We start from the raw sequence: 24546 nt of genomic DNA, 5'->3' as shown, positions 1-24546 counted from the left end.
TCAACCGTGGGTCAAAAAATCAAGTCCAATAGGAAAAAGCAAGCAAACACCACAGACGCCACGCCGTTGGTCGTCATGAACGCCCGGTCTACCCGGCTAAGATCTGTAGGGCTTACAATGCGGTGTTGGTAAACGAGTAACGCACAATAAAAAACCACCCCGGCAATATAAAACCATCCGAACGGCATTACGCACATAGGTAACGTCACGAAGACGGCAGAGAGCACATGGAAGGCTCTCGATACGTATAGTGCATTGCGCTTGCCAAGCCAAACCGGGATGGAATTAAGGCGATGCTCGCGGTCGAACGACTCATCTTGCAGCGCATATATAATATCGAAACCGGCTACCCAAAACAAAACGGCAAAGGCGTAAAATACAGGGACGACGTGAAACGTACCGGTTACCACCAGGTAAGCACCTAATGGTGCCAGCCCTAACCCAAGCCCCAATATCAGGTGGCAAAGGGGCGTAAACCGTTTGGTATAACTATAGCCCAACACTACGGCCAGGGCTACCGGCGACAGGTAAAAGCATATCGGATTGATAAACCAGGTGGCCGCCACAAATAATACGGCGTTCACCATGGTGAAGCTCAGTGCTTGGTTGGCGCTGATACGGCCTGCCGGGATGTCGCGCATAGCCGTACGCGGGTTGGCCGCATCGATATCACGATCCAAGTAGCGGTTGAAAGCCATAGCAGCATTACGGGCAAAAACCATACAAGCCAGCATCAACAGCAGTTTCAGCCAGTTGAATTCCGCCGTGGTGGTATGTACAGCAAGGAAAAAACCGATAACAGCAAAAGGAAGGGCGAAAACACTATGGGCAAAAAGGACAAGTGAAAAATATTTCTTCATACAAACTTCTTCATAAGGTGGCCATCAACGGTCTATTGAGTCGAGCGGCTGAAAGTTAGCGTTGATTTCATCGATAGCGGCCAATAACTCCTCGCAACCAACCCGGGTCTCGGACGAGGTGAGAAAATGCAACGGCGTTTCCTCAAACCATTCGAGCAGTGCCCGGTGGAATAGCTCGACATTTGTGTTGGCCTTGCTGAGCGACAGCTTGTCGGCCTTGGTAAAGACCAACAAAAAGGGTATACCGTTTTCGCCAAGCCAACGGCAGAATTCCAGGTCTATCTTCTGTGGCTCATGGCGGCTATCTACCAGTACAAAAACACATTGCAGGTTTTCACGCACCGATAGATACCGGCGGATAAACTTCTCCCACGCCGAACGATTCGTTTTCGACGTCTTCGCAAAACCATAACCCGGCAGATCCACCAGGTACCAGGCATCGTTGATCAAAAAATGATTGATCAGCTGGGTTTTGCCCGGTGTTTGCGAGGTCTTAGCCAAATGGCGTTTGCCCGTAAGGGCGTTGATGAGCGACGATTTACCCACATTCGAGCGGCCGATAAAGGCATATTCCGGCAGATTAGCCGGCGGCAACTTGTCCACACGGGTATTGCTGCACACGAATGTCGCTGTCTTTACCACCATGGCGCAAACTTAGTAAAATCTGCAATATATATCGCTTATCTCCTGCTAAAGATGAGACGCCCTAGGTTCCGTCGCTTTACTTGTCGGTACCCAATGGCACATTTGATGACCGTTTTCACTACATGCTTAACGGTATTTACGTTCACATGCATCTTCAGTGCTAAATATGCTTGCATCAGTGCTGCTCGTCGGTGGTAATGCTCATGGTATAATTTATCAGACAGTGTCGCAAAATAACTGGAAAAGTTCTTTGTTGCTATTTTTCGTAACTTTCGTCTTTTCTCCTTGGGCAGATAACCGTTGATGATGTCTATAACTCGTTGAATATCTTTAATATTTTGACCGGACAAAATAGCATTAGTCGAAATATTAGTTGAGTGGACGCGATAATGCGCTAACAGCTTCGGTGAATAGGCTACCGGATAATGCGCAGCAATCCGCACCCACATTTCCCAATCCTCGCCATAATGGACGGCAAAAAAACTACCTAACCGTTCGTACACTTCACGCTTCACAGCAATTGCTGGCGGTTGAAGCAGATTTCTCTGTGCAATTTTCTCTAGCCAGCCGGCAATTAGACCACTGTCGTCTTGCAATAATTCTGACGGCAAGATCTCTTTGCCACCGCCATCGATATGATTAAAATTTGAATAACATGCCCCTATCTCTGGATATCCATCAAAAAGCCGTTGCATCTCGATATAAAAGCCTGGGGAAATTTTATCATCACCGTGTAAGATATGAACGTATTTCCCCTTTGCCATATTAATGCACGTCTCAAAATTACGGAGACTACCGTTATTCTTATCTTTTCGGAAATACCCTATACGCCCTTTTCCGACCCTACGGACGAGAGACGCCACGTCTCCGTCCGTACTATGGTCGTCAACGACCATGATTTGCATTTCCTCGCGTGAAAACGCCTGCTGCAATACGCTCTCTAAGGCCTCCTGCAAGTAATTAATACAATTATATACCGGTATCATTACGGACCATACCACCCGCTCGTCGTTATCAAGCAACCGGTTGATTTTAGGCGGTACCTGCGGAGTTCTTTCCAAGTTCATAACAAGCTAGACTAATTTCAGTAAGAGTTCTTATAATAATATGCATCCCAGTTCTTTACCCCTTGAGCAAATGCACCCAGTTCTTCATCAGACCGTAAAAGATGACGTTGTTTATTTAGGACTTTTTGCGCCTGCTTTCTCATGTGGTCAACATCATTACTCACACTTCCCTTATGAATACGGTATGCTGCAATTTTTTGCGTATGAGCAAATGCGGGAAAATACCGGCTAATCCTCAGGTTAAGATCGTAATCTTCACACGCATTTAATCTATAATCAAAATAAAAATCAAAGAACAATTCTCTCCGATACATTGTATTTGACTGCATACCAATAAAGTTACCCATCAATAAATCTTGATAAAATTTATCCCAATGTTGTTTCAATTCCGGCTGCTCGGGAAGGATGGTACCGTGTTCATCTACCCGATCGAATCCACCTGCTACGAATGCTATGTCTGGAAATTCATTTAGATAGTACAATTGTAACTCCAATGCATTGGGGTAAAGCCAGTCATCTGCATCCAGAAACAGTATGTAATCACCATTGCTAAACAATACTCCCGTATTCCGTGCCATCGATACGCCCACGCGTTGGGTATGAACATATTCCACATTCGGGTACGCGGCGCAAACCTCCGCGGTATTATCTTCGGAACCGTCGTCAACCACTATCAATTGAAAACCCTGATAGGTTTGGTTCATTACACTTCGAATCGCCTGATCGAGATATTGCCCATAATTGTAACAGGTCACCACAACTGTGACCTGTCCACGTGTCACTCGCTGATCGATAGAAACCTGGTTGGGCAACTCAAATAACGGCGTATCTGGGTTGATCGAATGTCTATGGTAATACTTCCAACCAGCAATACAACCTCTTACTTCGTTGTTAATCAGGGACCACAAACTATTGAACCATCCTCTTTTCACGAAAGATAACGCACGGCGCAAATACCACTCCGGAAGGTATTTCTTCACGCGCTTCAAATCACCCCCATTCCCGTATTTTTCGTATTGCACCAATAATGCGCTGACATGACCCTTCATATAATAGTACAGCTGGTTATCTAGTTCCGCCATCGTTTTCCGATGCTGGTGATAGACTACCATTTGCGGTATATATGCGCAATTCCATCCTTCCACCATAATCCGATACCACATCTCCGAATCTCCGCTACAGCCTGACGCTCCCACGTCCAAACGTTCATCGAAACCGCCGACCACCTTAAAAACGTCTTTTCTAAAGGCCATATTTGCCCCTGCTCCCACATCCCAGGCGGGGGGCGTATCTCCTACATCGAGGTAACTGTTTACGTATCCCTTATCAAACGTTCGGGGCAAGTAACCTTTATTAAAGCCCCAATCCCGCTCGAATAGGTACTGTGCTTCTGTGGATAGCTCGAAAGGGATTGTCAACCCAGTTAAGGCCATTGTCTGAGAGTTTGCGAAACCCTCCTTGATACGTGTAATCCAATCAACATCGACCACGACATCATCATCCGTGAACGCCACTATGGAATTCTTTGCATTTTTAACACCGGTATTTCTAGCGATATCTAATCCTTTTCGATCCTCCCGGACATACTTAACATCTCCAAAGGCCGATACTATACGCTCCGTCTCTTCGGTATCCGACGCGTTATCAACGACCAATAATTCAAAATCCTGATCGTTGGATCGTTTAAGCTGTTCGATGCACTGCCTAAGTTCTTTGGGCCTATTACGAGTACAGATAACCACGGTGATCGTTTGTGTTAGCGCGGGCGGTTCCGTCATGTTTGCCAATGTACGATCCAACTCACTAGACCCAAAGTCATCCGTAAACAATCCATTCTGCCAATCGAATTCGGCACTAGAATCAACCAATTTCAGATAATAATTCAGAGCAGGTGATATTGCCGTTATAATCGCTGTCTCAAAAGCCGGTTGATCCAAGTTGTTCTCGTACCAAATATGCCCAAGCGGATATTGATTATACCAAAACACCAGATAGTGTTTTCCAACTGGGGGTGCAAACGTTTTGACGTCGCTTATTTGGATATGTTGTATTTCATAAGGTTTAAACATACTGCCAAACTAAATGGGTTAATGGAGAGTAAATGGAAAATTGGGATACACTGGTACAGGCCACCTTCCAGCACCCGCTAAAGGTTCAGTTGACGATTTCATCTCAAAACTAAGGCCCTGATTGTACTCAAACAATACCTGATGGTAATTTGCTAAAATGGCAAAATTGACAATATATGACCCACCGGCCAAAAAGCCACCGGGTACCTGGCATATACTTTCGGCAATGCCACCCGGTAGATATTTTTCTTCGGATATGCTACTGAAGACCCCCTCCCCTAGGAAATTGATCACCGTTATGCGGACCTGGATTAATGAAGATCCTCCACCCAGTTTCCAAAAAGAAACCCGGAATGCAAGCTCGGCTTGTGTATCGACTGGACCTGAAACCGCATGGTTATTTGCGCGGATTTCTACTTCACTGATTCGGACAACGTCGTTTCCGGGGGCACCGTGTTTATCGGTGAATTTCTGACCATGTACATATACATTTTCACGAAGCAGGTATTTGGATACCACCGATGACACATTGCCCTGTGCGATCAACTTTCCTTTCTCCAGATAAAGTGCTGTATTACATAAAGACTTGACAGATTGCATATTATGACTAACAAATAAAATGGTCTGCCCTTGCTTCTTCGAAATGTCTTCGATCTTAGCCAGGCACTTCTGCTGGAAATCAAAATCGCCTACCGATAACACCTCATCTAAAATCAGTATATCCGGATCGAGGTGGATAGCAATAGAAAAAGCCAATCGAACATACATCCCACTTGAATACCGTTTCACCGGGGTATCCAAAAAAGCCTCTACACCAGAAAAATCAATGATTTCGTCAAATCGACTTTCAATTTCTTTTTTTGTCATCCCTAAGATGCTGCCATTCAGCAAAATATTCTCTCGTCCGGTCAATTCCGGGTGGAACCCTGTACCTACCTCCAACAAGCTGGCAATACGCCCTTTTCCGCGTATTACGCCAGATGTGGGCAGTGTAATGCGAGAAATAATCTTCAACAGCGTCGATTTGCCAGCACCATTCTTGCCAATAAGCCCTACCACATCACCTTGCCTGATTTCAAAACCGATATCCTTGAGTGCCCAGAAGTGCGAATCGGCTTTCGGATCAACAGCTGCTTGGCGCGCTCGTTTACGTCGCCACCAAAGCAATAAATCTTCTTTCATCGAATTCGCGTTTAAAACACCAAAGCGGTATCTTTTCGAAATGTTCTCAGCTTGAATCAAAATGTCGCTCATGGTCTTTTATATTGTATCCATTACCCGTACTTCGTTTCGTTTAAAAACAACCAAACCAATAACGAGCAGAAACATAACACTAGTCATCGAAATTAAAAGGGCCGACCAAGACAATGCTGGAGACCCAAAAAAAGCATACCGAACTGTTTCAATAGCGGGTGTAAGCGGATTCAGCCAAAACAGCCATTTCCATTCCTCTGGAATAATGGTACTCGAATACACCACCGGTGCCGCGAACATGAATAGGCGCAACGCAAATTGCACCACCGCATCCAGGTCTTTGTATTTCGCTGTCGCTATACTGATAATCAAACCAGCGCCCAGAGCAAAGCCTGCACACAACAGTAAGCTGACGGGAAGCAGTAGCGTTGCGCTGTTTACACTGAGGTCATAATTAAACATATAAATACCGTAAATGATGAAAAAGATCAGCAACTGAATCATCATCCGGAAGCTGCTGGTCAGCACCTGGCTTACCGGTACAGTTAATCTTGGAAAAAAAACCTTGTTGAAGATATGCGCATTATGCTGAAACGTGTTCATCGTGCTATTCAAGCATTCTGAAAAATAATTCCACAAGATAATACCCGGTAAATAAAATAAAAGAGGCGGGACACCATCAGTACCAATACGCGCAACCCGGGAAAAAATCAGCACGTAGGTCAACGTCGTGAGCAAAGGCTGTATAATTATCCAAAGGGGCCCTATCAAAGTCTGTTGATAGCCAGCAAGCAAATCCCGCTTGGAAAACCGGAGAATCAGGTCTTTGTAATGGAATAATTCGCGGATTCCCAGCCGAAACCAACGTTGCTTTCTTTTAACTTCCCAATCCCACATTGTTCTCTATTTTTTCAATTTACAGGCCGAATAGCTGACGATTTAATGTTTCAGCATACAAACGTATTATTAGATCAGGTTACTTCAAGTATGAATTTACATGCTGTTTCTGATATTCGATCCACGCGCTTAAATCGTTAGTTAATCGCTCCGTATAATCTCGTTGGTTACCAGCAATATTCACCGTTTCACCTGGATCTGTTTTTAAATTATATAAATAAGACGCGTTAGTCGTCGCATTGTAAATAAGCTTATAATCGCCTTCCCTGCAGCCGAAAAGCCAATCTGAATATGGAGTAAAAAAATACACTTTTTCCCTTCTGTTTTTACTGAATAAATTTTCTCCTTGCCACTCATTTGGAATGGGTTTCTTTAAAATAGAAAAAATCGTGGGTGCCACATCACTAATACCCGCCACCGTGGTTCGTCGTTCGCCATTAAAAAGCCGGGGATTAATGAAAATTAAAGGAATGCGAAGGTTCTCTTCAAATATTCCCCCTGCATGCGAAGTCTGTCCATGTTGGCCGAAAGCTTCGCCGTGATCCCCTAAAACAACAATAAGGGTCGAATTCAGGAGATTTCTTTCTTTTAACCCCGCTACCAACTCCCGCAATGTCTTGTCTCCATCATGTAACGCATTCAGGTACCTTTCTTTCGACTCGTTATTGGTATTGAAATTTATTCTTTCATTTGTTGTGTAATAAGGATAGTGTGATTGGTAGGTCCACATCATTGAGAAAAACGGGCCAGATTGATCTCTTTCCAACCAGTCAAAAAACACGATAGGCAGGCAGGCATCACTCATCCCATCAAGATTTTCATCCGCATATTTGGGGTTCGAAAAGACAGGTACGTCGCAAGAATTCTGTCTGAAATCCTGTATATTATCTATATCTCTAGATGCTAGAAAAGAATCGGCTCCCTGAAAACGATTGTCACCTGAGTTAAAAAATGAAGTTCTATACCCTGACTTTTTGAGCTCCGAAGTGATTGACGGCCATTTAATAGTAGGCTTTTCTGCTGTGATGGACTTATAAGATAGGTAAGGGTAACTACCACAAAGAAGAGATACCATCGATTTATTTGTTGCAGGAGCGTGGGCATAGGCCGTTTCAAATAATACAGCTGAATGCGTAATGGAATCAAGGAATGGTGTGGATTGATAGTTAGGATTGTAGGGGGTGATGCATTCAGCCGATGCCGATTCCATTATAAAAATGATAACATTCTCTATGTCGTGTTCATTAAATACTGCTGCATATTGTGTTTCTAAAACATTCTCATTCTTCTTGGTAAATTGACCAATGTCGATGTTTTTATTATAGATGGCCGGCAGACCATTTTGTTCAAATAAGGAGGAAACAAAGTAAAGAACAGGATTTTCCGTTTTTCCAGTATCGAGTGTCAAATTGGTTTTGGTAAAACTAGCGGTGCTAAAAGCTAGTATTAAAAATAGCGTTGTGATAAATGGACGCTGCGACAATAATCGGTAGAGAAGCCAAACTACTGGGATTGCGGCAACAACCATAATTAAATACGCAAGTAACAAACTGCTATCAATATGACCGCTTATGGCCCTCGATGCATCAGAGCTCATTAAAAAATCAGAATAATATAGCCACCTGTAGTTAAAAGGCATTCCCAACAGCTCTGTTATTTTGATGTTCGCTGCTCCTATGATTATAGACAGGACTGCAAAACCCGCAAACATCCATAATACCGGACGCGGGTTATTCTTTTTTATAAGAAATAAAACCCCAAATACGCCGGTCAATATAGCGGTATATATAAAATCCTGCAGGCAAGCTTTTAATAATAACTGTAAACCAATTAGCGGCGAAACTAAGAATCGGCCTAACTCATCAATGATTATTATTCTAATTACCATTGATATAACTAAAAGCGTAATAGGAATTGCAAAAAATAAGGCCACCGGATTGAGCGGCTCGGACGTTTTTTTTAGAATAAATTTTTCAGTAAAAAAAAGAAGTAATGCCAGCGTAGAAAAAATTAAAAAACACAAGACCGAATATTTGAGTAGAGAAACGTACTTGTAAGGTTTCAATTTACTAATATCGGTTGACACCGTCACGACCTTACCATCACTTTTGCTTTGGTAAAAACGCTCATTTGCCAGTTGGTTATAGTCCCAATACTCTACATGCGTTGTTGTAAGGAAAAAGCGTTGCTCTTTTTCAAATTGAAACATATATTCAATGGAGCAACTATCTGGAATATCGAGTTTTAAAACGTAATCATCTCCATCCTTAACCATAGGTGAGTACATCACTTTATCCTGAATAGTTGTACCAACCGGTTTATTTTCAGCTAAATTCCAATAATTTATCCCCCAAACCATGGTTACATGCGTGGCACTCGGCGCATAATATCTTATCTCGACGGGATCGGCCTTAGTCAGAAGGCTGCCTATTAACAGAGCAATACAAATCAAATAGTTGCGCACCATAGGTTGTTAACTATATGTTAAAGGAATTTTAATTTAAGCCATGGTCTCCAATTATAATACGCGAAGATATCTATGATTATAAGATGTTGTACAGCCGCTACACGTAAAAAATCAAATACGTAGCCTTTTCACTACACTAACAACGCCATCCATACGTTAGCCATACAATCATGCTGGAATTTACGCATATAATTGAACAGAATATGTACCTTAGTCCCATACAATGAGCTCACAAGCAACATCCCGGGTTCCCGTCGGTCTCCTCTGCTGTCTGTTGGCAGCCATGTTCACCCTGACTGGATGCCTAACCCGCAAGAACGCTCTCCCGCCTGATAAGGCACACGCACCCGTTTCACGGAAGCACACATCGAAAGGGACGATTATTACCGATGCCTCATCCGCGCCGCGAGACGTGCGGGCGGGGAAACAATTGCTCGAAAGCTATGCCTCGGTATTAGGGGTAGATGCCCGTGACCTGAACCGTCCCGAACTCTACCAGTTCATCGACGACTGGATGGGTGTGCCGCACCGCACCGGCGGGACTACCCACCGTGGACTGGACTGCTCGGCTTTTGTAGGTCTCGTCATGAAAGAAGTATATGGCAAGTCGGTACCGAGAGCATCCAGAGACATGGCCCAACGCGTCAAGCGAAAGTATGAGCGGCAACTGCGGGAGGGCGACCTCGTATTTTTCTCGTTTGGCCGCAGGGATATCGATCACGTGGGGATTTACCTCCACAACAACAAATTCGTGCATGTATCCACCAGCAAAGGTGTCATCATCAGCGATCTCCACGACTCATGGTATTATAAATATTTCACGCGCGCCGGAACCATCAATTAGCATAAAAGACACACCCTCCATTTTGAAAGCTACGGTGCTTTCATTAGTTTAGCCCTCGCAAACATTAACTATCGAGTCATGAATAAATTACTGTATACGGTCTTTGTAACCTTCATCGCCACAGCATGCCAACAACCCCAGAAACAACACGAAGAAGTCCCCGCGGCCGACCCCAACGCCATTACCTGTGACGGCATCGGTCCCGTAAAGATGAATTACTCGTACGCCGCTTTAGATAGCGCTGTGGGGGCCACTAACCTTGAAAATGGAACTGCTGATGTGAATGGCCAAACCGTACACACCACCAAAGTGTTCCCCAATGAGGCCGAGGAGATTACCGTTTACTGGGCAGAAAGCCAAGAACCCTATACCACCATCACAAAAATTGCCGTCGCGAACAATTTCGGCCCCTACCAGACCGCTGAAGGGCTACGCGTAGGGTCTACGCTTGATGAGGTAAAACAGTACAATAACTTTATGCCCGTAACAATGACAAACTTCTACAACAGCATTGACGGGTTTGCCATCATACGCGGGTTCAACGGTGGCGATATCGAAACCAATTATCCGTGCTTGGGTGGCAAGTTCGACATCGTGAAACAACGGGGTGTTGATGTCCGTACGTTAGATGAAATCAAGCCCGAGGCGGAGATACAGTCATCACACAAGCTGTTCAACTCCATTGATGTGGAAGTGGTTGAGCTGAGTATTTCGGCAAAATAGCTACTCGATCCCGATTACCCGCGCTACATTATCCTTTAGTTTGGTTACATCGGTTTTCAGCCCGCCATATACCGGCAGCACATTGACGGGACGCTGTTGCATTTTCCGGAAATTATGCAGCCACCCCATTTCTATAAACAGGAAAAAGCCGCCGATTTTATAATCGGCACCTATGCCCCCGCGAAATGTAGGCGTAAGATGGGTAGCCGTCTCGATGGTTACCCGGCTGGCAGTCGATGAAACGGCTGCGCGCGGCTCCACCACCACACCTATACCGGGCCCGGCAAAAGCGTAAATATTCAGCTTATCCAGTTGCTTACGGATACCACCCGCCAGATTAAGGTTATAGAAGTTGCTGCGCCCATGGTCCAAATCATACTCATAATCAGAATCGTGCAGCTGTTGGTTGTATCGGAATGTCAGGAAGTCTAAGGAGGGATATAAAAAATAATGAGGGTTTGCCAACGAGATGTCCAACCCCAGGCTATTGGAAAACTTGGCTTGCAGCACATCGCTGGTTTCGCCTAATGCAAACCCCCACCCCATTCCGCTGGTTACGTAAACCTTACTGAGGTGCAACGAGTCCGTACTGGACTGGGCCGCTGCACTCCCAACGGATAGCAGCGCCACAAAAAACAAGTAATACCTACGCATTATTTCCATAACCTTGATATTAAAGATACCCCCTACTTTGCGGCCCGTGGTTGAAAAGCAAATCCACAATACTCAAGTCAGCGATAAAGCCGTGCCTGGCCTCAAACACCTGGTAGTAGGGCTTGCTATCGTGGCCCGGCGTCGTCCTTTTAGGATGAATAGCCTGCCGGAAATCCGTTGCCGGCGGGTAGTCATCACGGTAACCCGTGGTATGGCCAATTTCCTTTTCGATTTTCAATAACCGGAGCAATACCGCCAATTGGGCTTCATTAAAATCAAAGAGCCATTCGAACCGCTGGTGATAAAACGGAGCAAAGTCATCTTCGTAATATTCAAAATAGGCAGAGCTGCGGTAGGCGGTCTGCAGGCTTGTCCAATGCAGGCGCTGCCAGTCGGCCCCATAACTGATCCGTACGTCTTTCATGGCCGTGTGGTTTCTGCTGCCATGCTGTACCGGGATAATCAAATCCAGCTTGCCGTTGGCCGAGCAAATGGATGCCCGGTTCCTGTAAGTTTGTTTCGGGAAGTGCTCATGCCGTTCGAGCAATATCGGTGCCGGCATCGCGTACAGCACCCCGAAATAAGAAACGGGAGGCAGATAACAAGCTGGTAAAATAAGCGGATTGTCCATCTATTGCAACAATATCAATTTATGCGGTAAAAGTAGTCAAAAAATCAAGTGGAACATTCTTTTTATGTCGTGCTATTAAATTGCATTTAAACGTAACTTTATCTAAGTTTGCGGTTTCGTGCATCATCAATGGCCAACATGCGACGTGTTTCCGTCTTGTCTTTTTTTATTTATCTGCTCTCGCTGCTGCCATTCTGGGCACTGTATATCCTGTCTGATTTAGGCTATGTCCTGCTTTACCACATCATCGGCTACCGTAAAGAGGTGGTTTTCAAAAACCTACAGAATGCATTCCCGGAGAAAAGTGAGAACGAACGGCTGGAGATCGCCAAAAAATTTTACCGGTTCCTACCAGACCTGCTGGTAGAGGCCATCAAAATGCGCAGCATCTCGGCAGCTGCCGTAGAGAAACGGATAACGCTCCAACAGACCGAAGAACTTAATCGCCACCTCCGTGCCGGCAAGGGGGTCATCGGTGTCACCGCCCACTATGGCAACTGGGAGCTGGGAATCCACAGGCTGAGTTTATTTAACGAACACCCCACACTGATTATTTACAAGCCGCTGCGCAACAAAGCCGTAGACACCGTTTACAACGCGATAAGGAGCCGCTTCGGAGCCATCATGGTGCCCATGAAGCAGACGCTACGCAAAATTGCAGCCTTCAGAGACCGCCCCCATGTCAGCATGTTTGTAGCCGACCAAACGCCGGGGCGCAGCAGCTCAAACTACTTCATCCGCTTCCTCAACCAAGACACGCCGGTATACACAGGCGCCGAAAAAATTGCCAAAGCCACCGGGTTCCCCGTCGTCTTTTGTCATATAGACCGCATAAAGCGGGGCTATTACTGCTGCACATTCACCACACTGGTTGAAGAGCCCGCCGAGATACCGGAGCACGGCATCACCGATATCCACAATAAATTCACGGAAGACATCATTCGCCGCAAGCCCGAACTATGGTTGTGGTCGCACAGACGTTGGAAAAGGAGAGTCACATGATGAACCAGTACCCAAAAGTAGCTGTCGTTATACTCAATTGGAATGGAAGGTTTTTCCTTGAAAAATTTCTCCCTTCGGTATATAATAGTGACTATCCGAACATCGAATTCATCGTCGGCGACAACGGTTCGACCGACGATTCTGTTGAATTTGTACGCACGGTATATCCCACCATCCGCATCATACGCAATGAAAGCAACCTTGGCTTCGCCGGTGGTTATAACGAAGTGCTGAAATCGGTAGAAGCCGATTACTTCGTATTACTCAATTCGGATGTGGAGGTACCTCCGGATTGGATTAGGCCGGTGATAGAAATGTTGGAGAACAATCCTGATATGGCCGTTGCCCAGCCCAAAGTACTATCGTACTATCTCCGCGACCATTTCGAGTATGCTGGTGCTGCCGGCGGATTCATCGATAGCTACGGTTTTCCTTTCTGCCGCGGGCGCATGCTGCACGTGTTGGAAAAAGACGAAGGGCAGTACGACGACCCGTGTGACATATTCTGGGCCAGCGGCGCAGCATTTTTCGTCAAGCAGCAGCATTGGGAGCTTTCGGGCGGATTTGATGCCGATTTCTTCGCGCACATGGAAGAGGTAGACCTGTGCTGGCGCCTCCAAAAAGCGGGTTATCGCATCGGATATTGCCCGCAGTCCGTGATTTACCATGTCGGTGGTGGAACATTAACCGCGAGCAACCCGCAGAAAACGTACCTCAATTTCCGAAATAACCTGTTCATGCTGCAAAAGAACCTGTCGTTCTCACGGGCATTGTGGGTCATTTTTGCCCGCATGTGGTTTGATTTGGCTGCGCTGATCCACTTTATGACCCTGGGGAAGTTCCGCGATGCTTGGGCGGTCAGCCGAGCACACCAGCGGTTTTTCATGGATATTTTCAAGACGGCTAAGAAACGGCGCCGCAATGCCGGCACCCCTCCTCCCCTCCGCGGCCGCTACCACGGGAGCTTCATCTGGGCGTTTTATGCACACGGAAAACATGTCTTCAGCAAGCTCGACCCACGGCGCTTTTTGTAAAATAGCGGCTACACTCCAACTTTTGGTGGGAATAGTTGTTATCTTCGGTAAAATAAGGTTATTTCTTCAATCCGTTGTTGAACCAAAAAAGTGAAACCATGAAAAGACACGCAGTCCTTACATTACTAGTTGCCGTATTGGTGAGTTTTACGGTCCATGCACATCAGTCTGACGCTCTCTCGGGCGCATGGCATACCCAACATGGTGATATCCAGCAAACCGCCGTTTTTGTAGATGGCTACCTTTCCCATAGCGTATTCGACGTGAAAAACAAGAAATTCATATCCACGCGGGGCGGCACTTATGTCGCAGAGAATGGCAAGCTTACGGTAACATGGCAGTATGATACGGAAAAGGCAGCCAACGACCAGCCGAACGATACGTGGGTAGGCAAAAGCACCGTATTCGACATCAATGCAGGAAATGAGCTGACCACGAACCTATCGGGCACTGCCGTAGCATGGCAGCGGGTCGATGCCAACGAGGGCCCAATGGCCGGCGTATGGCGCATCACCGGCCGCAAGGAGGGCGACAATATCAACCAGATGCCACTGCGCGACCGGCGGACGTTGAAGATACTGAGCGGTACACGCTTCCAATGGGTGGCCATCAATATCAAAACAGGCGAGTTTTCCGGCACCGGCGGAGGTACCTATACGTTTGAAAACGGAAAATACACCGAAAACATCGAGTTCTTCTCGCGCGACGATAACCGCGTAGGCGCTTCGCTCTCGTTCGATGGTAAAATCGAGGACGGTTCCTGGCACCATTCCGGACTGAGCTCTACCGGCAATCCCATCTACGAGCTATGGGATAAAATGGGTAAAAAATAGTATTTTCGCTGCCATGTCACCAGCAGAAGCAGCAATCCGTATCGAAGAGCTTACTAGGGAACTCAACGAGTACAATTACCAATATTATGTATTGGCCAATCCCTCCATTTCAGACTACGATTTCGACCAGCGGCTCAAGGAATTGGAAGAATTGGAACGCCTGTTCCCCCAATTTCTGGACCCCGATTCACCCACGCAGAAAGTAGGTGGAGACATCACACAGCGCTTCCAAACCGTACGGCACCGCTGGCCTATGCTGTCGCTCAGCAATACCTACAGCGAACAGGAGCTACGCGATTTCGACGAGCGGGTACGCAAAGCCATCGGCAATAGCTTCCAATACGTATGCGAATTGAAGTTTGACGGACTATCCATCAGCCTCACCTACGAAAACGGCCTGTTGAAACAAGCCGTTACCCGCGGCGATGGCGTGCAGGGTGATGACGTCACGGCCAATGTTCGCACCATCAAGAAAATCCCGAATAAGCTGCGTACCAACGGATACCCGGACATATTCGAAATACGTGGCGAAATTTTCATGCACCGGCCGGCATTCCAACGGCTCAACAACGAGCGTATCGAAAATGGCGAGATGGCTTATGCCAATCCGCGTAACTTCGCCGCCGGCACCATCAAACTGCAAGACTCTGCCGAGGTGGCGCGCCGCCCGCTCGACTGCTTCCTCTATTTCCTTTACTGCGACGACCGTAACCGGCTTTTCAGCAACCATTGGGATAGCCTGGAGGCCGTAAAATCGTGGGGGTTCCATGTGTGCGAACATACCGCATTATGCACCACCATAGACGAAGTATTGGCGTTTATCACCAAGTGGGACATGGCCCGCCATGACCTCAGCTATGACATCGACGGCATTGTAATCAAGGTAAACGACTACGGCCAGCAAGAAGAACTCGGATTTACCGCTAAGTCGCCCCGTTGGGCCATCTCCTACAAATATAAGGCAGAGCAGGTAGAAACCCGGCTGCTGTCGGTAAGCTACCAAGTGGGGCGCACCGGCGCGATAACCCCGGTAGCCAACCTGGAGCCGGTATTGCTGGCAGGCACCACCGTAAAACGGGCCAGCCTACACAATGCCAATGAGATCGAGCGGCTCGACCTGCGGATCGGTGACACCGTATTCGTAGAGAAAGGCGGCGAAATCATCCCCAAGGTAATGGGTGTCAACCTGCTCAAGCGGTCGGCCGACACCACCCCCATCGTGTATCCTATAGCGTGCCCCGAGTGTGGCACCGCGTTGATCCGCCGCGAAGGCGAGGCCGTACATTATTGCCCGAATGACGAAGGCTGCCCCACGCAAATCATTGGACGCATGCAACATTTCATCGGGCGCAAAGCCATGGACATCGAAGGGATGGGTGATGAAACCGTAGACACCTTCTACAAACAAGGCCTGCTGCGCGACATCACAGATATTTACACGCTGAAAGACAAGCAGGAAATCCTCAAGAAGCTGGAACGCTTCGGCGAGAAATCCATCGACAATATGGTGGCCGGTATCGAGAAATCCAAAGAGAAGCCCTTTGAGAAGGTATTGTTTGCGCTCGGTATCCGATACGTGGGCGAAACCATTGCCAAGAAACTCGCCGCACACTTCAAAACAATCGATAACCTGGCAGTGGCCTCCAAAGAGGAAATCGAGTCGGTCTACGAAATCGGGGAACGGATTGCCGAAAGCGTGACAGACTACTTCGCCAACAGTACCCACCGCGAACAGATTGAACGACTCAAATACCATGGCTTGCAGCTAGTTGTCCAAGAAAAAGTGGTGGAGCGCCTTGGCGATTCGCTGTCGGGCAAGACATTCGTCATCTCGGGTGTATTTGAGCAATTCAGCCGCGAGGAACTGACCGCCCTCATCGAAAAGCATGGCGGCAAAATGCTGTCCAGCATTTCCGGCAAGCTCGATTACCTCGTAGCGGGCGATAAAATGGGCCCATCTAAACTGGCCAAGGCCGAAAAATTGAATATCCCGATCATTTCAGAGGCGGAGTTACTGCGACTCATCGGCAATTAAGGGGCAGTTATTTGATTCGCAAACAAGATGCGGTAAAATCATTTATTTCCACTAATTTTGCCCACCTAAATAGTAGTTAATTTAAAACATAGCATGAACGAGCTATACGGCGCAGGGGTAGCATTGGTTACCCCATTCCATTCGGATGGAAGTATCGACTTTGAAGGTCTGGAGCGGGTTATCGAGCATCAGATCAAAGGCGGGATGGATTACCTCGTTTCGCTGGGCACAACCGGCGAGACGGCAACCCTTACCCAAGATGAGCGAAAGGCCGTATGGAAGTTTACCGCGGAGGTGGTGGGTGGCCGGCTCCCGCTGGTAGCCGGCATCGGTGGTAACCATACCGCAGAGGTGATACATAACCTCAAGGCGTTCGACCAGCCCGGTTACATGGCTATCTTATCGGTGAGCCCCTATTACAACAAGCCTACACAAGAAGGTATTTACCGGCATTACAAAGCTGTGGCAGCAGCGTCTCCCCTACCTGTCATCCTGTATAACGTGCCCGGACGCACCGGCAGCAACGTAAGCCCCGAAACCACGGCACGGCTGGCCCGTGAGGTGGATAACATCGTGGCCACGAAAGAAGCTTCCGGCAATTTCGATCAGTTCAGCAAGATCATGCGCGACAAGCCAGAGGCATTCCTACTCCTCTCGGGCGACGACCCGGCCACGTTGCCTATGATGGCACTGGGCGCCGCAGGCATCATATCGGTCGTGGCCAATGCCCTCCCGGCCGACGTAGCCCGATTGGCGAAGCTCTGTTTGGAAAACAACTTTGTAGAAGCCCGTAAGATACACAGTAAGTTGATCCGGATTACGGAACTCTGCTTTGCAGAGGGCAATCCCGCGGGAGTGAAAGAAATGCTGCACCAGTTGGGTATCTGTGACGCCACGGTAAGACTCCCCTTAGCGGAAGCAAGCAGCCAGCTTGCAGAAACAATCCGCGAGGAATTAGCTAAGCTATCGTAATTCCCAAATCTTTGCTGTTCTTGGAGTGCGTGAGATTCCACCGCACGCCCCGCAACGCTGCCGAGACCAAGTTTAGCCTGCCCTTAAGCAAGTACTTAATGATAAGCACCGGGATGGCTACCGCCACGTAGTAGCAACTAAAGAAAAGTGCGATTGGCCACTTCGCATTCCGCCGGATGAAGAGCCACCTGTTGCGCACCATGAAATACGTCTTTAACGGACTCTCCTTCCCTACGCTCATGGATTCTTTGTGGTAAATCTTTGCCTTTCCGGTAAAGCCTATCTTCAACCCCGCCCGCTTAAAAAGTTCGCACCAGTCCAGTTCCTCGTAGTACAGGAAGAAATTTTCGGGCATCAACCCCACCCTGTCCAGATCCTTTCGACGGCATATCATCGCAGCCCCGTGGCAATAGCCCGTTTCAGTGGTCAGGTTATCATACTGGCCATTGTCATCCTCCATCACACCGATTCCTTGGTTGCGTCCGGTAAAATAATTCATCGGCGAATATCCCGCGTACTGGATTTTACGTTTGTTCTCATGGTATAAAATGAGGGGCGAGAGCAATCCGATATCGGGATGGCGGCCAAGCTCATCCCGGAGTGTTCCAATAAATCCCGGCGTGATCTCGGTATCATTATTCAGGAAAAGCAGGTAATCCCCCGTGGTGTGTCGGATTCCTAGGTTGTTGCCCCCGGCAAAGCCGAGGTTTTCTGCAGAACGTACATATACGACTGCGGGACATACCGACTGAAACAGCTCTCCGTGGTCTTCTGTTGTGCCGTTATCGACGACGATGACTTCAATATCCTCATCTTTAGCATACTGCGTTAGCGAACGAAGAAAATCGAGCGTAACGCTTTCTTGGTGGAAATTGACAGTTATTACCGACAACAAAGTCATTTGTTTACAACAAAAATCATGTTAAAAGAGCGGCAAAACTACACGTTTTTTTTCAGTATCGACTCACTGCGAGACACCATAACTCGTAATTAACACTAGTTGTAGCGGTTACGCTACAAGTTTTTAACCTTAATCGTGTAACAAAAAATCAACCGTTATTAGCTAACAGCTGGAATAACAGCTATTTGTAGCATATATGCTACAAACCAAAAAATGTCGCCAGATTTAATCGTATATATCTAACCATCCGATTTAACTTTGGAGCGAGGCAAGCGATGTTTTCTTGTCTAAAAACAAGAGATCATCGTCTACTTTTTAACACCTATGATTAATTTTAAGGGACATTAGGCCATATTCAGTGAGGCGTCATAACTATACTACATTCACAGTCGACCACGACCCTTTTGCACAGGGCGAGCTTGAAAAAATTGTACATCTAACAGAATCTCAGGAAGAAATCTGGACTGCTTGTCTTATTGGAGGCTTACAAGCCAATTGTTCATACAACGAGTCGCTGTCGCTTATTCTACATGGAAGTTTCCACCAAGATGCTATGTTCCACGCATTGCAAGGAGTTGCCAACAGGCATGAGGCGCTACGTTCCACAATTAGCGGAGACGGAGAATACCTCTGCATTCATCGCGAAACTACCATTACCCCTTATTACGAAGATTTATCTACGTACACAGATGCGGATCGAACGAAATTCCTCGAAAATTACGGAACTAACGATGCGCAAGCCCCCTTTGACCTGAAAAATGGCCCGCTATTCCGGGTAGCTATTTTTAAACTAACCGAAAAAGAGCACCATATCAGGCTTACGGCACACCACATCATTTGTGATGGCTGGTCTTTTGGAATCATCTTAGAAGATCTGGGTGCACTATATACCGCCTATGTAACCGGTGAGCCCGCAGCATTGGAACCTGTAACCGGTTTCAGCCATTATGCATCAGAAATAAAAGGACACAGAAGTAGTTCAGCCTATCAAACATCGCTATCATATTGGGTTGAGAAATATACCCACGATATTCCTGAAATTCGCCTCCCATTCGACTACTCGCCAGCGGCCAAACGCAGCCATGCTAGCTATAGGAAGGATATACGCATTGAAAAAGATACCGTCAATAAAATAAAGCAATTAGGGCAATCGACCCGCACCAGCATGGTGGATGTATTAATTGCGCTTTTTGAAGTCTATCTCCACAAACTAACGGGGCAACGGGAGTTCGCTTTCGGGCTACCAACCTCGGGACAGCTGGCAACAGGAAACTTCAACTTAGTGGGCCACTGCGTTAATCTATTGCCAATCAGGAGTTCGGTCGACCCTACACTGTCATTTTCCGCTTACCTCATCAACAGGAAGCAAGAATTACTGGACGATTACGATCACCAGTCTGTTGGGTATGGTGCTATTTTGAAAGCGTTAAAAATCAAGCGACAAAAATCCACGCTCCCTTTAATCTCCACCATTTTCAATATAGACCTCGGTATCAGTGAAAAAATCGTTTTCCAAGGGCTGGATTACACGACCTTATCAAACCCCAGAAAATTTGATGTGTTCGATTTTTCGGTTAACCTAACCCAATCATTAGGCGAATATGTGTTGGAATGGTCATACAATACCGGATTGTTTGCACATGACAGCATCGACCGGATGGCCCAGGGCTTTCTCCACTTGTTGGGAAACGTATTGAAGCAACCGGATCATCGTATCGATTCCTATACAATGATCGACGCCCGTCAACAAGTAGCTACTGACTACCTAAGCAACACCGGGTTTACATCCGATAAGTCGCAGACGGTACATGGGATGTTCCAACAAGCTAGTGAGCTACATGCCGGAAAAACGGCGGTGATCTGCGGTGATAAACGCATGACCTACCAAGAGCTGGAGTTGCAATCTAATCGATATGCCCAGTTTCTCATCGATCGTGGTATAAAAAAGGGGGATCGGGTTGGCATCGTCCTTTCTCGGAGCATTGATCTGATTGTTTCGCTGCTCGCAACCATGAAGGCTGGAGGTGTATTCGTGCCTATCGACCCACAGTTACCACAGGCCAGAATCGAACAGCTCCTCAATACGGTAGATGCAAAGCTAGCCATCGTCAATCAGCAATTTAGTTACGCCGCAGGCGAGACCATCACCACCGAACAAATCGAGGCGTCGTCACGGGATTATCACGGGGAATCGAGCCATATAACGCTTACGGGTGCCGATCTGCTTTATATTATTTTCACGTCCGGCTCGACCGGAAAGCCCAAGGGAGTAAAGGTAACGCACGCCAATCTTGTCAATTTCCTTACCAGCACCCGGGAAGAACCCGGCATGGTAGCCGACGACCGGTTCCTATCTATCACACCGATATCGTTTGATGCCGCCATGCTCTTATTCCTGCCACTCATCACCGGAGCGGAGCTTATCATCGCCGATGACGAGGCAATCCGCGATGGCCGCCGTATCCATGAATTGATGACTGCCCATCAAGTCACGTGGATGGCTACTACACCCACGGTTTGGAAAATGATCATCGATTCGGGGTGGAGCACCCGTTTGGACATGACGGCGCAAAGCGGCGGCGAGCCCCTCGGGCAGGCCTTAGCGGCTCAACTATTGGAACGCTGCTCCTCATTATGGAATGTTTACGGGCCGACAGAAACAACAGTCGCGGTTTTAAGCAAGCGAATCCTGAGTGCAGATGACCCCATAACCTTGGGAAAGCCGCTGAATAACACTACAATTCACCTACTTGACGACCGCATGCGTAATGTATCCCAGGGCCAGATAGGTGAGCTTTATATCTCAGGTGACTGCGTAAGTGACGGATATTATGGTGAGCCGGCACTTACCGCCGATGCATTTATACCGTTACCCACCGATGGTAAATCACACACCGTGATGTATAAAAGTGGCGACCTGGGTAAACTTTTACCAAATGGTGAAATCCAATATGTCGGCAGGGTTGATCACCAGGTCAAGCTCCGCGGCCACCGCATAGAGTTGCAGGAAATCGAGCACAATCTAGCCCAGTTAAATGGAATAAAAGATGTTGTGGTGCATGCGATGGACAGCCAAAAGGGCGACAAAATCCTAGTTGGATATATCATACCCGATGCAAACGATGCCTCCCTGTGGAAAGATCGCTGGGAAGATTTATACACACTGGGTATAAAAAGTGAAGAAAGTCTGCCACTGCTGGATCAGAATTTAGATCTCGCCATCGTTTCCCAATATTACCAGGGCGAAGATATCGAAGAACAAGGGGTTGAGTGGACCAATGAAGGGCTGAAACGTTTAAAAGCCCTAAATGCCAAACGAATCATTGAATTGGGTACCGGGGGTGGGCACCTGCTCTTTGCATTGGGAACAGATGTTGAAGAATACATTGCCACTGACTATTCAGCCGTTGCAATCAACAAGCTGAACGAAAAGCTGTCCATCCACCCTGAAAAGTGGCAACACGTCAGGGCCTATACAGCCATGGCGGATGACTTCACCGGAATTGAACCCAGTGCCTATGATCTAGTTTTCCTGCATGGTGTTGCCCAGTATTTCCCCAGCTTACAATACCTGGAAAATGTCATCGTGAAAGCTGCATCGGCTTTGAAGTCGGGCGGCTGCATATATATCGGCGATATGCAAACCATCGGTACGGTTGCTATGCATTTCTACCTCGATCAACTCGCGATAACGAGCGATGACACCACAGTGGAAGCATACCGGGATGTGACCGAACTCCGAATCAAGAAAGAAGAAGAGTTAAGTGTAGACCCTGAGTACTTTTATAACCTGCCTAAAACAATCCCAGCAATAACTGCCGTAGACATCCAGATACGTGGTGGCAACTACCTCAATGAGGGGACCAAATGCCACTATGACATCTGGTTGTACGTTGGCGATGCCGCACCACAAGTTGTGGCGCCGGAAGTAGAACTTCAGTGGGATGCGCAATCGGATATACAATTGCTAAAGCAGCAGCTAACCACACATACCGGCCAAATCGTACGTGTTACGCGGATACCAAACAGCCGGTTGAGCCGTGACTTCACCTTACAGCAATTAGTCAATCAATCGGACAACGGTCTGCCTGTTAAGTTAATAAAAGACCAGATGCAGTCGGTTCCGGTATCCGGCGTAAATCCGTCCGATCTTTGGGCCCTAGGCGACCAACAAGGATATACCGCCCACGTCAGGTGGTCTTCTGACGGCTCCGACGGTTTCATTGAAGCCGTGTTCATCCCTGCCGGTTTGAATATGGTACCACAAAAGCCCCAACTTCAAAAAAAACCAATAAATGACACGTCTGCTTGGCAAACCGAGGATGAGGTCCAAATAATTAAATTTCCGGAGCACCAGATCAAGCAATGGAAAAGTACATTACAGGAAACGCTACCCGATTACATGGTTCCGACATTTTACGTTGTATTGAACCGGTTTCCCCTATCTGCAAATGGGAAAATCGACCGTGCTAGACTACCGAATCCTGTAGCGGCGTTAGCGGATCACGTAACGGAACATCACAAAGCTCCCACTACGCCAACCGAACTGCTGTTACACAAGATATGGGCAGAGCTCCTGGAAATCGAAGCAATCAGCGTAACCAGTAATTTTTTCGAACTGGGCGGGCATTCTTTAATCGCCGTTAAGGTGATGCTGGCCATCGAACGTCAAATAGGAAATCGCCTCCCGATATCTGCACTGTTTGAACATTCAACTATCGAAAAGCTGGCAAAAATCATCGACGAAAAGGCCGATCCGTCAAAATGGGACTGTGTGATCCCCATCCGGACAGAGGGCTCCAAACCCCCTTTATATGTGATACACGGTGCGCAACTGGATATCCTTTTCGTACGAAGCTTACTCCCGTATTTAGACCCCGACCAACCGCTTTACGGTATTCAAGGGATGGGACTGAGTGGCAAAAGCAAGCCATTCAAAACAGTTGAAGAAATATCTGCACACTATGTGAATGAAATATTGAAACACACGCCAGAAGGGCCCTACATGATAACAGGTTACTCCACTGGCGGAATCTTTGCTTTCGAGGTCACAAAGCAACTCGAAGCAAAAGGAAAAACAGTTGCGATGCTTGGTCTGTTCGATACCTTTATAAACAAAGCCTCGTTTACAAACCGATCTACTCCAAGGGGATTCCTACACTGGCTCAAAGTATCCATTAACGAATTCAAACCCCAACATCAACAATTCGGGCGAACGAGGACGTTAATCTACGCCACTGCATTTTTTTCGGTGAGCGTACTATATGGTTTGTTAGTCAAAATAAGTTACCGGTCATTTAAATCAATTGTTCCAAAGAAGATGCAAATGAGTAAAGGACATGTCGATTACCTATTTGCTATGGAAAAATATAAACTTAAACCCCAGGACATTAAAGCCACCTGCTGTTTATTCAAAAGTCCTTATGTCAATTTTTTAAGGTATGTGCCCCACCCGGACACGAATGGATGGCGCCAATTTATCCAAAAAGATCTGGTAATCGTGCCGATCGATGTATCCCATTTGAACATATTTTCCATCGATGTAATGCCGGATATCGCGGCAAAGCTGCAAGCGCAGGTGAATAAGGTGTGGGAGGATTATGAAAGGTCTTTCTTTTGTAGCACATATACTACAGTTGTATAAATGATGGCAACATCAGTACGCATATATTGAATATCAAGTGTAATTTTGATGAAAACAATAACGCAGAAGACCTG

Annotated in this window: 18 protein-coding genes; 8 read left to right on the top strand and 10 right to left on the bottom strand. The window is 47.0% G+C overall.

Annotated elements, in window-relative coordinates; genetic code table 11:
• Positions 1–11: 11 nt before the first annotated feature.
• The 7 genes from NGM62_RS10285 to NGM62_RS10255 all read right to left on the bottom strand — a co-directional run bounded on the left by NGM62_RS10285 (position 12) and on the right by NGM62_RS10255 (position 9199).
• Positions 12–860, bottom strand: a complete 849-nt coding sequence (locus NGM62_RS10285; protein WP_262247705.1) for a UbiA-like polyprenyltransferase — start codon at positions 858–860, stop codon at positions 12–14.
• A 24-nt stretch (positions 861–884) separates the two neighbouring features.
• Complete coding sequence (gene yihA / locus NGM62_RS10280) at positions 885–1505, bottom strand: ribosome biogenesis GTP-binding protein YihA/YsxC (RefSeq protein WP_262247703.1); 621 nt, start codon at positions 1503–1505, stop codon at positions 885–887.
• A 35-nt stretch (positions 1506–1540) separates the two neighbouring features.
• Complete coding sequence (locus NGM62_RS10275) at positions 1541–2572, bottom strand: glycosyltransferase (protein WP_262247702.1); 1032 nt, start codon at positions 2570–2572, stop codon at positions 1541–1543.
• 17 nt (positions 2573–2589) lie between these two features.
• On the bottom strand, positions 2590–4641 hold the full coding sequence (locus NGM62_RS10270; protein WP_262247700.1) for a glycosyltransferase: 2052 nt from the start codon (positions 4639–4641) through the stop codon (positions 2590–2592).
• A gap of 18 nt (positions 4642–4659) precedes the next feature.
• The gene (locus tag NGM62_RS10265; protein ID WP_262247699.1) at positions 4660–5823 is read right to left on the bottom strand and encodes an ABC transporter ATP-binding protein; all 1164 of its coding nucleotides are present in this window, start codon (positions 5821–5823) and stop codon (positions 4660–4662) included.
• A 78-nt stretch (positions 5824–5901) separates the two neighbouring features.
• Entirely contained in the window at positions 5902–6732 is an 831-nt protein-coding gene (locus tag NGM62_RS10260; protein ID WP_262247697.1) for an ABC transporter permease, read from the bottom strand.
• 79 nt (positions 6733–6811) lie between these two features.
• Positions 6812–9199 carry an LTA synthase family protein gene (locus NGM62_RS10255; RefSeq protein ID WP_262247694.1) on the bottom strand — a complete coding sequence of 796 codons (2388 nt, stop codon included), beginning with the start codon at positions 9197–9199 and terminating at the stop codon, positions 6812–6814.
• A 223-nt stretch (positions 9200–9422) separates the two neighbouring features.
• On the opposite strand from NGM62_RS10255, the gene NGM62_RS10250 reads away from it, so the two are divergent.
• Together NGM62_RS10250 and NGM62_RS10245 are read left to right on the top strand one after the other, a co-directional pair.
• Positions 9423–10043, top strand: coding sequence for a C40 family peptidase (locus NGM62_RS10250; RefSeq protein ID WP_262247692.1), 621 nt, complete (start codon positions 9423–9425; stop codon positions 10041–10043).
• A 78-nt stretch (positions 10044–10121) separates the two neighbouring features.
• Positions 10122–10766 carry a hypothetical protein gene (locus tag NGM62_RS10245; protein ID WP_262247690.1) on the top strand — a complete coding sequence of 215 codons (645 nt, stop codon included), beginning with the start codon at positions 10122–10124 and terminating at the stop codon, positions 10764–10766.
• On the opposite strand, the gene NGM62_RS10240 is transcribed toward NGM62_RS10245, so the two are convergent.
• Together NGM62_RS10240 and NGM62_RS10235 are read right to left on the bottom strand one after the other, a co-directional pair.
• Positions 10767–11429 (bottom strand): hypothetical protein, encoded by a 663-nt coding sequence (locus NGM62_RS10240; RefSeq protein ID WP_262247689.1) that lies wholly within the window; start codon positions 11427–11429, stop codon positions 10767–10769.
• A 10-nt stretch (positions 11430–11439) separates the two neighbouring features.
• Positions 11440–12051, bottom strand: a complete 612-nt coding sequence (locus tag NGM62_RS10235) for a WbqC family protein (protein ID WP_262247686.1) — start codon at positions 12049–12051, stop codon at positions 11440–11442.
• Between the two features lie 129 nt (positions 12052–12180).
• Here NGM62_RS10235 and NGM62_RS10230 point away from each other — a divergent pair, with 129 nt between their 5' ends.
• The 5 genes from NGM62_RS10230 to dapA all read left to right on the top strand — a co-directional run bounded on the left by NGM62_RS10230 (position 12181) and on the right by dapA (position 17927).
• Positions 12181–13053, top strand: a complete 873-nt coding sequence (locus NGM62_RS10230; RefSeq protein WP_262247684.1) for a lysophospholipid acyltransferase family protein — start codon at positions 12181–12183, stop codon at positions 13051–13053.
• Positions 13050–14087 carry a glycosyltransferase family 2 protein gene (locus NGM62_RS10225; protein WP_315975861.1) on the top strand — a complete coding sequence of 346 codons (1038 nt, stop codon included), beginning with the start codon at positions 13050–13052 and terminating at the stop codon, positions 14085–14087. The genes NGM62_RS10230 and NGM62_RS10225 overlap by 4 nt, the downstream gene beginning before the upstream one ends.
• Before the next feature lie 98 nt (positions 14088–14185).
• Entirely contained in the window at positions 14186–14920 is a 735-nt protein-coding gene (locus NGM62_RS10220) for a hypothetical protein (protein ID WP_262247683.1), read from the top strand.
• 13 nt (positions 14921–14933) lie between these two features.
• Positions 14934–16955, top strand: coding sequence for an NAD-dependent DNA ligase LigA (gene ligA / locus NGM62_RS10215; protein ID WP_262247682.1), 2022 nt, complete (start codon positions 14934–14936; stop codon positions 16953–16955).
• Between the two features lie 93 nt (positions 16956–17048).
• Positions 17049–17927 carry a 4-hydroxy-tetrahydrodipicolinate synthase gene (gene dapA / locus NGM62_RS10210; protein ID WP_262247681.1) on the top strand — a complete coding sequence of 293 codons (879 nt, stop codon included), beginning with the start codon at positions 17049–17051 and terminating at the stop codon, positions 17925–17927.
• Here the strand turns inward: dapA and NGM62_RS10205 are convergent.
• Positions 17914–18828 (bottom strand): glycosyltransferase family 2 protein, encoded by a 915-nt coding sequence (locus tag NGM62_RS10205; RefSeq protein WP_262247680.1) that lies wholly within the window; start codon positions 18826–18828, stop codon positions 17914–17916. The two genes, dapA and NGM62_RS10205, sit on opposite strands and share 14 nt — an antisense overlap.
• A gap of 358 nt (positions 18829–19186) precedes the next feature.
• On the opposite strand from NGM62_RS10205, the gene NGM62_RS10200 reads away from it, so the two are divergent.
• Complete coding sequence (locus NGM62_RS10200) at positions 19187–24472, top strand: non-ribosomal peptide synthetase (RefSeq protein ID WP_262247679.1); 5286 nt, start codon at positions 19187–19189, stop codon at positions 24470–24472.
• The last annotated feature ends 74 nt before the right edge of the window (positions 24473–24546 follow it).

The sequence above is a fragment of the Parapedobacter soli genome, from assembly GCF_025460835.1.
Classification (GTDB): Bacteria; Bacteroidota; Bacteroidia; order Sphingobacteriales; family Sphingobacteriaceae; genus Parapedobacter; species Parapedobacter soli.
Note: the sequence above shows the minus strand (reverse complement) of the source record. Positions and strands in the feature narration are given on the sequence as shown.